Origin of the sequence: Chromobacterium subtsugae (assembly GCF_035919665.1) — a bacterium.
GTDB lineage: Bacteria > Pseudomonadota > Gammaproteobacteria > Burkholderiales > Chromobacteriaceae > Chromobacterium > Chromobacterium subtsugae.
Genome location: NZ_CP142381.1, coordinates 1,478,062 through 1,490,644, shown reverse-complemented (window position 1 = coordinate 1,490,644; position 12,583 = coordinate 1,478,062). Strand labels below are relative to the sequence as shown.

Genomic DNA, 12,583 nt, shown 5'->3' with positions numbered 1-12,583 from the left:
AGCTCAAGCATTGCCGCCGGACCGGACCAGCCAACGGCAACAGCATCGACAAGCCGCATCCCGGCTTTCACACAAATGGCATCCGCCAGCGTCAGCTCAATCGGCCGGCCATCCCATTGCCGTTCCGAAGCTAATCACTGACGCCATTTTCGATTCGCGAGCCGCCCAGTCCCGCAAGCGCCGCGCAAAAACAAACACCCCGCCGCAAGCGACGGGGTGGTGGAAAATCAGGAAACGGCTCAGAACGGCAGCTGATACACCGGGTTGCGGCTATCCGCACCCTCCAGCCTGATACGCTCCAGTTCGCTGCGCAGCGCGTTTTGCAGCCACTGTTCCCGCATCTTGTCGCCGTCCGGATGCTCGGACAGCGTGCGGTACAGCGCCATGCCGTGCATGGTGGTCATCATGGTGAGCAAGGTGGCGAAAAAGCCGGTGGAAATGGCGTAGCGCGGGAATAGCGAGGCCATCATCGCGACGAAACGGTCGCGGAAGTAGATGCTGGCGTTGCCGAGGAAGATTTCGCGCAGATCCGGCGTGGTGCGCGCCGCCATCAGCAGCTCCAGCAGCACGATATGGCGCGGCGCCATCACCAGCGCCTTCATCAGCGCCACGATGCGCTCTTCTTCCGGCATGCCGGGCGGCAGCTTGCCGGCCAGGGCCAAGCCAGCCTCGAAGATATCGTCGACCACCTTGCGCCCCACCGGCTGCATCAATTCGTTCTTGGTGGCGAAATGGCGGAACAGCGCGCCCTGCGACACCCCGGCGCGGTTGCAGATCAACTGCACGCTGGTGCCGTGGTAGCCGCACTCCATCAGGCATTCGATCGCCGCCTCCACCAGTTTGCCTATGGTGGACTCCCTGCGGCTTTGCTGTGTTCGTCTGGTTTGCATCTATTGTTTTATCATTTATCGTCCCAAGCCCGGCCAGATAATACGCGAAACGACGTACGCAAGCGAGGGTGGGCACATTCTAATAACAAGCAAGACACGCCAACAGCACGGCGCTCCTCTCTCCCCTGGTGGCCACATCGCAACCGGCCACTACAGCAATACTACCAAAACCCGCAGTGGAATATGCAACTTGCTTCGTTAACCGGAACTGGCCCAAACACCAGGCGGCAGCGCCGCAGCGGCAGTCCTGGCCGGCCCTTGCCCAGGCGCCCCGCGCGGGGCGGAGGTGCGCATTGTCCGCCGCCCTGCGCGCGCCCGCCTTGCGGCGGCGCAAATGCGCGATAAAAGATAGAACCTGCTCTATTTCATTAATTGCTGATGGACTGCTTCCGCCAGCGTCGTCACTTCAGGCTGACCGCGGAGAAATCGACTCGCCCATAGGGGTTGGCCGCATAGCCGCCGACATCCTTGCGCGCCAGGCTGAAGGCGGTGGGATGCGCCAGCGGCAGCCACAAGGCCTGCTCGTGGATGATCTTTTGCGCCGCCTGATACAGCTTGGCTCTGGCCTTGAAGTCGCTGGTTTTCTTGCCGTCGGCTATCAGCTTGTCGAGCCGGAGATCGCAATAGCGGGCGAAATTGGTGCCCGACTGCACCGCGGAGCAGGAAAACTGGGGCGTGAGGAAGTTGTCCGGATCGCCGTTGTCGCCAGCCCAGCCCATGAACAGCATTTCGTGCTCGCCGGCCTTGCCGCGCTTGATCAGCTCGCCCCACTCCAGCACCTTGATCTGCAGCCGGATGCCCACTTTCGCCAGATCGGCCTGCAGCATCTCGGCGCCGGCCTTGGGATTGGGGTTCAGGGTGCTGCCGCCCGGACGCACCCAGATGCCGACATCGAAGCCATTGGGGTAGCCGGCCTGGGCCAGCAGCTTCCTGGCCTGCGCCGGATCGTACGGATAAGGCTTGATGGCCTTGTCGTAGCTCCAGGTGTTGGGCGGATACACCAGGTTGGCGGCGACGGCGGTATTGCCGAACACCGCCTTCAGATAACTGGCCTTGTCGAAAGCCAGATTGATCGCCTGCCGCACCAATGGGCTGTTCAGCGGCTTTTTCTGGCTGTTGAACGCGACGAAGGCGGTCATGAAGGCAGGCGCCTGCCATACCCGCAGCTTGCCATCGCCCTGCGCCGCCTGCACGTCCTGCGGCTTCGGCGACAGCGCGATCTGACACTCGCCGGCGCGCAGCTTCTGCAAACGGACCGCGGAATCGGGCGTGATGGCGTAGATCAACGCCGACACCTTGGGCTTGCCGCCGAAATAGGCCGGATTCGGCAGGTAGCGCACCTGCGCGTCCTTGGCGAAGCTCTTGAAGACGAAAGGCCCGGTGCCGACCGGCTTGCTGTTGAGATCGGCCGTTTTGCCGGCGGCCAGCAGCTGGCCGGCGTATTCGGCGGAGTAGATCGAGGCGAAACCCATGGTCAGGCTGGACAGGAAGGTGGCTTCCGGGTAGTTGAGCTCGAAACGCACCGTCTGCGCGTCCAGCTTGCGCACCGCCTTGATCAGCTTGGGAAACTGCATCGCCTGCGCATGCGGATAGCCCGTCGGCGCGGTCTTGTACCAGGGATTGTCCGGATTCAGCATCCGCTCGAAAGTGAATGCCACGTCGTCGGCGTTGAAAGCGCGGCTGGGCTTGAAGTATTCCGTGGAGTGAAAGCTCACGCCGGGACGCAAGTGGAAGGTATAGCTCAGGCCATCCGCTCCCGCTTCCCAGCTGCGCGCCAGGCCGGGCTTGAGCTTGCCGCTGGCGGCGTCGTACTCCACCAAGCGATTCATCAGCACATCGGCGGAGGCGTTGGTGGTGACCAGCGAGTTGTATTGCACCACGTCGAAGCCTTCCGGATTGGCGTCGGTGCAAACGGTGAGCGGCTTGGCGGCGACGGCCAGGGCCGGCAGCCACGCCGCCAACAGCAGGGCGTTGATGGTTTTCATGATGTTCTCCTGACGGCCGCCGGCAATGCCGGCAGCATGAATCGCATTAGGGTAAGTCAATATGGGGCAAAAACCAACGACTTAATCTACATATTGATATAAGGAGAGCATCCGCTCACAACAACAGCTTGTGGAACTCGCCAGCCGCCAGCGCCGGGCTGCACAGATAGCCCTGGTACTCCTGGCAACCTCGCTGCCGCAGCCAGGCCAGCTGCTTCGGCGTCTCCACCCCTTCCGCCACCACTTTCAGCCCCAGCATCCTGCACATGGTGATGATCAATTCGGCGATGGCCGGCGTGCTGTCCAGATCCGCGATGAAGGAACGGTCTATCTTCAGCGAACTGAGCGGGTAACGCTGCAAATAGGCCAGATTGGAATAGCCGGTGCCGAAATCGTCGACGGCGATGCTCACCCCCTGCGCCCGCAGCGCCTGCAAGGTGCGCATGGTCTGATCGTCATGGCCCAGCAGCACCGACTCGGTGATCTCCAGCTCCAGCCTGTCCGCCTGGCAGCCGCTGTCCGCCAGCACGGCGGCCACCATCGCCGGCAGCGCCGGGTCGACGAACTGGCACGGCGACAGATTGACCGACACCATCAAGTCCAGTCCCATCTCGCGCCACAAGCGCTGCTGCCGCGTCGCCTGGGCCAGTATCTGCCGTCCCAGTTGCAGGATCAGCCCGCTGTCCTCGCACACCTGGATGAAACTGTCGGGCTTCAGCAGGCCGCGTTGCGGATGGTTCCAGCGCGCCAGCGCCTCGGCGCCGACCACCTTGCCGCTGGCGACATCCACCCGCGGCTGAAAGCCGGCGACGAACTCGCCCTGCTCCAGGCCGCGGCGGATATCGCTCTCCAGCGCCAGCTGCGCCTGGGTGCGCGCCTCCAGCGCCGGCGTGAAGAACATCAGGTTGTTGCGGCCCGCATCCTTGGCCGCATACATCGCCAGGTCGGCGTGGCGCATCATCTGCTCGAGGTCCAGCGTCCCGTCGCGGCACACGCTGATGCCGATGGACGCCGACACGCTGATGTCCATGCCGCCCAGACGGATCGGCATGCCAAGCGCCTGCAGGATGTCCCGCCCCAGCGCTTCCGCCCGCCCCGCGGCGTCCGGCGCCGCCAGCATCACCAGGAACTCATCGCCGCCCAGCCGCGCCGCCTTCTCATCATGCCGCAGCAGCCGCGACAGCCGCGCGGTCATGCCCACCAGCAGCTCGTCGCCGCGGGCGTGGCCGAGTGAATCATTGACGTTTTTGAAGCGGTCCAGATCGATGAACATCAGCGCCGCCTGGCGGCCATTGCGCAGGGCCTGCTGCAGATAGGGCAGAAAATCGCTGCGGATGCCGTTGCGGTTGGGCAAGCCGGTCAGCACGTCGTGATTGGCCAGGAAGCTGGCGCGCGCTTCGGCATGCTTGAGATCGGTGATGTCCACCTCGCTGACCAGCAGCGCGTCCTGCCCGGACACCGCGTCGCGGCAAGCGCGCACGGCGATCTCGTGCCAGCGCTCGCCCCGCCGGGTATGCACGCGCGCCAGTTGGCGCGCCTCCCCGACCGCCGCCACGCCCTGCTGCAGCGCCTGCCAATCGCCGTCGTGGAGGAAATGCTGGCGCCAGCGCTCGCCGGCATCCGCCACCTGGGCGCGGGCGGAGGGATTGCGGTACAGCGCCATCCCGGCGGAGTCGTACAGCGTGATCGGCACCGAGGTGTGCATCAAGGCCTCCGCGCTGCGCAAGCTGGCCGGATCGGCGCTCAGCGGGTTCTGCGCTTCGCAGAACATCATCACCCGCCCGTCGGCGCGGATGCCGCGGAACGCCACCTTCAGCACGCAGGGGCGGCCATTGGGATACAGGGTCCAGCTTTCGACGAAGCTGGCGTTTTCCCGCTCGAAGTCCTGCTGATACTGGCCCAGCCGTTGCGCCACCGAAACCGACATGTCAAGCGACATGTCGCGCTGCTGCAACTCGGCCAGGCTGCGCGCCCCCCACACCCGCAGCGCGGCCTGATTGGCCCAGAACACGCGCTTGTGATCGATATCGAAAATCCATAGCGGCAGGCCCAGGGCCTCCAGCAACGCCAGATCCCCTCCCTGCCAGGAGAGCATGCTTCCTATCGGCATAGATGCCGCAACCTTTTATTTATTCATTGGAAAACGCCACGCAACTGCCATCGCGGACAGGCGCCATTGTAGCAAACACGTCTCATGACCTGACCATTTTTTACTCACCACCGGTCCACGTCGCCGCAATGCCGGGCGCCAATGAAAAACAGGGCGATTTCGCCCTGTTTTTCGTCATCCCGCGCCTGCCGTTCAGGCGGCTTGCTTGCAGGCGAACAGCCTGGCCATGCTGTGATGATGGGGCCGGCCGTGGCTGATATCCAGCGCGTACTCCTCCTGGTAAGCCAGCGGCGCCAGCGCGGAAAACTGTTCGCGCAACTCGCCCGGCCGGTAGTAATGGCGGACATAGGCGGCGGTTTCGCTGACATCGCCCCCCCTGCCGCTGCAGCCAGGGTCATCCACCATGAACACCGCCGCGAACAAGTAGCCGCCGGGCTCCAGCCCCGCCATCATGGACTGGGCCAGCCGTTCGCCGGCGGCGGCGTCGAGGTGATCCAGCGCGGTATAGGCGACGATGATGCGGTAGCTTTGCGGCTCGATCTCCAGGTCGGCCAGGTTCACCACCTTGCCGCACACCGACAGCCGGCGCTGGTCGGCCAGCTCGCCCATGCGGGAAACCGCCTCCGAAGATTCATCCACGCCGTACATCGAAAAACCGCGGCTGGCCAGATAGAAGGCGTTGCGTCCCTGGCCGCAGGCCAAGTCCAGTCCCTGCCCGCCGCCCCGCACATCGAATTTGTCCAGAAAATACATCAGCGACAAGGCTGGCCGGTCGCCATAGAAAGAACCATTGCTGCGATAGAAAGCGTCAAAATTAGCGATTCCCATTTCACTCACCCCGCTCATGCCGACGATATTTCCCAGCATCCACTGCGCGCAGCGCGCGCTCCGTGCTGTTCATTGAGTGATAGTTCGTACAAAAACGTATGACTACTTAGTTATTCTTTCTAAGTATTTACACTTAATTTGCCATTGAACATGAAAAACCCCGCCAGACATGGCCTGGCGGGGCGACAGGGATTCGGCAGCGCCGAGGTCACATGTAGTTTTCGATGCCCGGGCAGCTGCAGACCAGATTGCGGTCGCCGTAGACATCGTCGATGCGGTTCACGCTGGGCCAGAACTTGTTCTCCAGCACGTAAGGCAGCGGGAACAGGCCCTGCTCGCGGCTGTACGGCCGGTTCCAGTCGCCCGCGATGTCGGCCTTGCTGTGCGGCGCGTTGACCAGCGGATTGTTGTCCGCCGGCCATGCGCCGTTCTGCACCTGGTCGATCTCGGCGCGGATGGCGGCCATCGCGGCGATGAAGCGGTCCAGCTCGGCCTTCGGCTCCGATTCGGTCGGCTCTATCATCAGCGTGCCCGGCACCGGGAAGCTCATGGTCGGCGCGTGGAAGCCATAGTCCATCAGGCGCTTGGCCACGTCCACTTCGGTCACGCCGGAAGCGGCCTTCAGCGGGCGCAAGTCGATGATGCACTCGTGGGCGACGCGGCCGTTGGCGCCGGTGTACAGCACCGGGTAGTGCTCGCCCAGGCGGGTAGCCAGGTAGTTGGCCGACAGCAACGCGTTTTCCGTTGCCTGCTTCATGCCCTCGGCGCCCATCATCGCGATGTACATATACGATATCGGCAGGATGGAGGCGGAGCCGAACGGCGCGGCGGATACCGCGGTTTGGCCTGCCTCCGCGCCCGGCACCGGCGCCACCACGTGGTTGGCGATGAACGGCGCCAGGTGCGCCTTCAGGCCGATCGGGCCCATGCCCGGGCCGCCGCCGCCGTGCGGGATGCAGAAGGTCTTGTGCAGGTTCATATGCGACACGTCGGCGCCGATGTCGGCCGGACGAGTCAGGCCCACCTGGGCGTTGAGGTTGGCGCCGTCCATGTACACCTGGCCGCCGTGGGCGTGGACGATTTCGCAGATCTCTTTGATGGCCTGCTCGAACACGCCGTGGGTGGACGGATAGGTGATCATCAGCGCGGCCAGGTTGGCGGCGTGCTGTTCTGCCTTGGCCTTCAGGTCGGCGACGTCGACGTTGCCGGCCTCGTCGCATTTCACCACCACCACCTGCATATTCATCATCTGCGCGGTGGCCGGGTTGGTGCCGTGCGCCGATTGCGGAATCAGGCAGATGTTGCGATGGGCTTCGCCGCGCGACTCGTGGTAGCGGCTGATCGCCAACAGGCCGGCGTACTCGCCCTGCGCGCCGGAGTTCGGCTGCATCGAGATGATGTCGAAACCGGTGATCGCGCGCAGCTGCTTCTCCAGGCCGGCGATCATTTCCAGATAGCCCACGGTCTGCTCGCGCGGCGCGAACGGGTGCATATTGGCGAATTCCGGCCAGGTGATCGGAATCATCTCGCTGGTGGCGTTCAGCTTCATCGTGCAGCTGCCCAGGCTGATCATCGAATGATTCATCGCCAGGTCGCGGTTTTCCAGCTTCTTCATATAGCGCAGCATCTCGTGCTCGCTATGGTGCACATTGAACACCGGGTGGCTCAGGATCGCGGATTCGCGCTTGAGCGCGGCCGGGATCGCATCCTGGGCGGCTGCGTCCAAGGCGGCGATATCTGCCTGCTTGCCGGTGAACAGCTCGATCAGCTTGGCCAGATCCGCCTCGGTGGCGGCCTCGTGGAAGGCCACGCCCAACACGGTCTTGCCCACGCGGCGCAGGTTGTAGCCGGCCGCCAGCGCGGCGGCGTAGATGGCGTCGGCCTTGGGCGCGTCCACCTGCACGGTGTCGAAGAAGCGGTCGAACACCAGCTTGCCGCCGGCGGCCTGCACCGCGTGGGCGAAGATGGCGGCCAAGCGGTGGATGCGGGCGGCGATGCGCTTGACGCCCTCGGCGCCGTGGTAGACCGCGTACAAGCCGGCGATATTGGCCAGCAGCACCTGGCTGGTGCAGATATTGGAGTTGGCCTTCTCGCGGCGGATGTGCTGCTCGCGGGTCTGCAACGCCATGCGCAGCGCGGTCTTGCCCTTGGCGTCGATGGAGACGCCGATGATGCGGCCCGGCGCCGAGCGCTTCATCTCGTCCTTGAAGGCGAAATAGGCGGCATGCGGGCCGCCGAAGCCCATCGGCACGCCGAAGCGCTGGGTATTGCCCAGCGCGATGTCGGCGCCCATCTCGCCCGGCGACTTCAAGGCCACCAGCGCCATCACGTCGGCGGCGACGGCGACGACGCCGCCCTTGGCCTTGATGGCGGCGATATGCGGGGTCAGGTCGATCAGATCGCCGGCTTCGCCCGGATACTGGAACAGCGCGCCGAAGTAATCGCCGTTGCCGGCCTCTTCCGGATGGCCCTGCACCAGCTCGAAGCCGAAGTACTTGGCGCGGGTCTTCATCACGTCCAGCGTCTGCGGCAGCACGCGGCTGTCGACGAAGAAGCGCGTGGACTTGGATTTGGACACGCGGCCGGCCATCGCCATCGCCTCGGCGGCGGCGGTGGCTTCGTCCAGCAGCGAGGCGTTGGCCATTTCCAGGCCGGTCAGGTCGATCACCATCTGCTGGAAGTTCAGCAGCGCCTCCAGCCGGCCCTGGGCGATCTCGGCCTGGTACGGGGTATAGGCGGTGTACCAGCCCGGGTTTTCCAGCACGTTGCGCAGGATCACGGACGGCGTCTTCACCGGGTAGTAACCGAGGCCGATGAAGGATTTGTTGACCACGTTCTTGGCGGCCACCGCTTTCAGGGCGGCCAGAGCCTCGGCTTCCGGCTGCGGCGCCGGCAGATCCAGCGCGCGGTTCAGGCGGATGTCGGCCGGCAGGGTTTCGCCGACCAGCGCGTCGATGGAGGCCGCGCCGATGGCGGCCAGCATCTCGGCGCGCTCGTCGTCGGACGGGCCGATGTGGCGGGCGATGAATTCGTTGCGATTGAAGAGTGCGGAGAGCGACATGTTCAGGACCTTCCATTGCTGCCGCGAAGCCCGCCATCGCCGGCGGGCGGAGAGAGCGCGTGGCTCATCGTCCGCCGGCCGGTGCGCGGCGGCTGGCTTCGCGGCCAAAAAAAACGCCCTGCGTCTGGCGACTGCAGGGCGGGTTCAGCTATCAGGCGCCGATTTCCTTGGCGTAGGCGGCGGCGTCCATCAGGCCATCCAGATCGGCGGCGTTGGCCGGCTTGATCTTGAAGAACCAGCCATCGCCGTAGGGCTCGCTGTTGGCCAGTTCCGGCTCGCCTTCCAGCTCTTCGTTCACCGCCAGGATTTCGCCGGCGATCGGACAGTAGACGTCGGAAGCGGCCTTCACCGACTCCACCACGCCGGCCTGCTCGTCGCGGGCCAGGGTCGCGCCCACTTTAGGCAGTTCGACGAACACGATGTCGCCCAGCAATTCCTGCGCGTGCGCGGTGATGCCCACAGTCACGGAACCGTCGGCTTCCAGACGCAGCCACTCGTGGCTTTCCACATATTTCAGTTCGGCGGGGATATTGCTCATCTTGAAGTTCTCCAGCTTAAGATCAGATCAATGGCGGCGGCAGTTCCAACACTGCAGCCAGATTATTCGAATACTTTCTTGCCGTTGCGCACGAAGGGCATCTTCACCACGCGCACATCGGTCAGCGCGCCGCGCAGGTCCACCTGGGCCGTGGCGCCGGTGGCGGCCGGCACGCGGGCGATGGCGATGGAATGCTTCAGCGTGGGCGAGAAGGTGCCGCTGGTGATCACGCCTTCGCCGACGCCCTCCACCACTACCTTCAAGCCTTCGCGCAGCACGCCGCGGCCTTCCAGCACCAGGCCCACCTGCTTCATCTTCACGCCGGCGGCCTTCTGCGCCTCCAGCGCCTCGCGGCCGTTGAACTTGCGTTCGGCCGGCTCCCAGGCGATGGTCCAGCCCATGCCCGCCTCCAGCGGCGACACGGTTTCGTCCATGTCGTGGCCGTACAGGTTCATGCCGGCTTCCAGGCGCAGCGTGTCGCGGGCGCCCAGGCCGATGGGGGCGACGCCGGCGGCTTGCAATTGATGGAAGAAGGCGATGGCCTGATCGGCAGGCACCATGATTTCCAGGCCGTCTTCGCCGGTATAGCCGGTGCGGGCGTAGAACCACTCGTCCTGCGGCAGGCCCTGGAACACTTTCAGCGCGCGGATGGCATCGGCCAGCTCCGGCTTGATCGAGCAGACTTTTTCAATGGCCTGCGGGCCTTGCACCGCCAGCATCGCCAGGTCGCGGCGCACCTTCAGCGCCACGTCGAAGCCGGCCTTCTGGCTTTCCATCCAGGCCAGGTCTTTTTCGGTGGTGCCGGCATTGACCACCATGCGGTAGCCATAGGAAGTGAGATAGACGATCAGATCGTCGACGACGGTGCCTTCGGCGGTGAGCATGCCGGAATACAGCGCCTTGCCCTCGAAACCGAGCTTGGCGACATCGTTGGCGATCAGTTTTTGCAGCCAGGATTTGGCGTCGGCGCCGGTGATGTCGATCACCGTCATGTGGGAAACGTCGAACATGCCGGCGTCCGAGCGGACGATCTCGTGCTCTTTCAGCTGGGAGCCGTAGTGGATGGGCATTTCCCAACCGGCGAAATCAACCATTTTCGCGCCGGCGGCGACGTGGGCGTCAAACAGCGGGGTACGTTTCGGGGCCGTCATGCGCGGTTCCTTCGAGAAAAGTGTGGATAGCCTGTGTCAACCACACCCCTCTGTCCCTGCACCTGAGATTTTCCGGCTGGATCAGCCGTTAGCCCCTTCGGTGGACGCCACGCAGGCGCCGCTCTCCAGATTGCGCAAGCCGGCAGCCGCCGACCCCGTGATACAGTCCTTTTGCCTGAGCGATTGCGGGTGCACTTGCGCCTTCGGCGGCGGCCGCGGGGCCGCTCTCTCCTGTATGACCCGGCGATTATGGTGGCAGTCGCGGCGGCTTGGCAAGCCGAGTTTATTTCGAAGTAAAACAGTTTATTTTTCTGTATTTATCAGAAAAATATCGCAAATTTTTTGTGTTTATTATTATTCGAATATGAAAATTTCCTGAGCCATAGCCGCCCATCCGCCGCGCGCGCCCATGAAAAAAGCGCAGCGGACGACGCTGCGCTTTCGGGCTCTGGCGGCGCTGGCTCAAGCCGCCGCGTGCCGCTCCTTCAACTGCCAGACGTAGACCGGCAGGCCCAGCATCAGCAACAGCATGCCCCACATCACGGTATCGGCGCCGGAACCGTACAATGCCCACAGCGAATAGACGAAGCCGATGCCGGCGAAGAAGCCGGGGGCGACGTAGTCCTTGGGGGCGAACGCCTTGCCGCGCATCAGCATGATGGCGATCAGCGCCATCGAGCAGAAAGCGTACGGCAGCAGCGTGGTGGCGGTGGCCAGCAGGATGATGAATTCGAAGATCTTCACGCCGCTGTCGCCGCCGGCGTATTTCATCGCCATCAGGATGGTGACCAGCGCGCTGGACAGCACCAGGCCGAAGATGGGCACGCCGGCGGCGTTGCGCTGGGCGAAGCGGCTGGGGAACAGCTTGTCCTTGGCGGCGGCGGCCGGCACATGCGCCTGCATCAGGCTCCAGCCATTGAGCGCGCCGAAGCAGGACACCACCGCGCCGAAGCCCACCGCCCAATAGCCCCAGTCGCCCCACATCAGCCGCGCGGCGTCGGCGAACGGCGCTTGCGACGCGGCCAGCGTGTCGGCCGGCATCAGCCCCATCAGCGAAATGGTGGACAAAATGTAGAGCACGGTCGCCAGCAAGGTGCCGATCACCGTCGCGCGCGGAATGGTCTTTTCCGGCTCCACGACATCGCCCGCCGGCACCGATGCCGACTCCAGGCCCAAGAAGGCCCACAGCGTCAGCGCCATGGTGGCCGACAGCGACGACAGCAGCGGCTTGCCGTGCGGATTGAACGCCAGGTTTTCCGGATGCATGTGGAAAAAGCCGATGAACGTCACCGCGGCCAGCGGCAGCAGCTTCAACAGCGTGGTGACCACCGCCACCATGCCGGAGCTGCGCGCTCCGCGGCTGTTGATCCAGGTGACGATCCAGATCAGGCTGATGGCGAAAGCGCCGGCCAGCGGCTCGTTATGGCCGAGGATGGGGAAAAACACCTGCATATAGCTGGTGGCCGCCACCGCCAGCGCGGCATTGCCGGCCCACAGCGCGATCCAGTAGCCCCAGGCGATCCAGAAACCGGCGAAATCGCCGAAGCCGGCATGAATATAGGCATACGGCCCGCCTTCGCGCGGCAGGATGGCCGACAGGCGCGCGAACACCAGCGCCAGGCAGATCGCGCCGCCGGAGGTCAGCAACCAGCCCAGCATCGAGATGCCGCCGAACGGCGCCAGCGAGGCCGGCAGCAGAAACACGCCGGAACCTATCATATTGCCCACCACCAGGGCGGTGCACATCCAGACCCCGAGCGAGCCTTTCTTTTGGATGGAACTGTTTTCGCTCAAACCTGATTCTCCGTCTAGGGCGAAAGCATCCAGCGCCGGGCGCTGGCCGGCCCGGCGTCAAACATGCGGAATAATGGGAAACAACGGCATCAGCTGGCTCGCCTCACAGGCTTCAAGATAGCCCAGCCTGGGCTTCTTGGCCGATCTCTCGGCATCGCCGCGCCGCGGGCGCCAGCCGCCGCGCCGGAAAAAAAGGGCGCATTAAAACACAGATTTGACGTAAAAA

Annotated in this window: 8 protein-coding genes and 2 riboswitches; all 8 genes read right to left on the bottom strand. The window is 64.3% G+C overall.

Annotation, left to right across the window (positions count from 1 at the left end; genetic code table 11):
* Positions 1-239: 239 nt before the first annotated feature.
* Positions 240-890, bottom strand: a complete 651-nt coding sequence (locus tag U6115_RS07315; protein ID WP_052941300.1) for a TetR/AcrR family transcriptional regulator — start codon at positions 888-890, stop codon at positions 240-242.
* Between the two features lie 401 nt (positions 891-1,291).
* On the bottom strand, positions 1,292-2,875 hold the full coding sequence (locus tag U6115_RS07310; protein ID WP_043574303.1) for an ABC transporter substrate-binding protein: 1,584 nt from the start codon (positions 2,873-2,875) through the stop codon (positions 1,292-1,294).
* 115 nt (positions 2,876-2,990) lie between these two features.
* Positions 2,991-4,970: a putative bifunctional diguanylate cyclase/phosphodiesterase gene (locus U6115_RS07305; protein WP_043574301.1), complete on the bottom strand. Its 1,980-nt coding sequence runs from the start codon at positions 4,968-4,970 to the stop codon at positions 2,991-2,993.
* Positions 4,971-5,177: 207 nt separating this feature from the next.
* Positions 5,178-5,813 (bottom strand): class I SAM-dependent methyltransferase, encoded by a 636-nt coding sequence (locus U6115_RS07300; protein WP_052258008.1) that lies wholly within the window; start codon positions 5,811-5,813, stop codon positions 5,178-5,180.
* A gap of 208 nt (positions 5,814-6,021) precedes the next feature.
* Positions 6,022-8,874 carry an aminomethyl-transferring glycine dehydrogenase gene (gene gcvP, locus U6115_RS07295; protein ID WP_043574299.1) on the bottom strand — a complete coding sequence of 951 codons (2,853 nt, stop codon included), beginning with the start codon at positions 8,872-8,874 and terminating at the stop codon, positions 6,022-6,024.
* 151 nt (positions 8,875-9,025) lie between these two features.
* Positions 9,026-9,412 (bottom strand): glycine cleavage system protein GcvH, encoded by a 387-nt coding sequence (gene gcvH / locus U6115_RS07290; protein WP_043574296.1) that lies wholly within the window; start codon positions 9,410-9,412, stop codon positions 9,026-9,028.
* A 62-nt stretch (positions 9,413-9,474) separates the two neighbouring features.
* The gene (gene gcvT / locus U6115_RS07285; protein WP_043574293.1) at positions 9,475-10,563 is read right to left on the bottom strand and encodes a glycine cleavage system aminomethyltransferase GcvT; all 1,089 of its coding nucleotides are present in this window, start codon (positions 10,561-10,563) and stop codon (positions 9,475-9,477) included.
* A gap of 40 nt (positions 10,564-10,603) precedes the next feature.
* Positions 10,604-10,702: riboswitch (glycine riboswitch) on the bottom strand.
* A 14-nt stretch (positions 10,703-10,716) separates the two neighbouring features.
* A riboswitch (glycine riboswitch) is annotated at positions 10,717-10,807 on the bottom strand.
* Positions 10,808-11,025: 218 nt separating this feature from the next.
* On the bottom strand, positions 11,026-12,309 hold the full coding sequence (locus tag U6115_RS07280; protein WP_047243474.1) for an amino acid permease: 1,284 nt from the start codon (positions 12,307-12,309) through the stop codon (positions 11,026-11,028).
* Positions 12,310-12,583 lie beyond the last annotated feature (274 nt).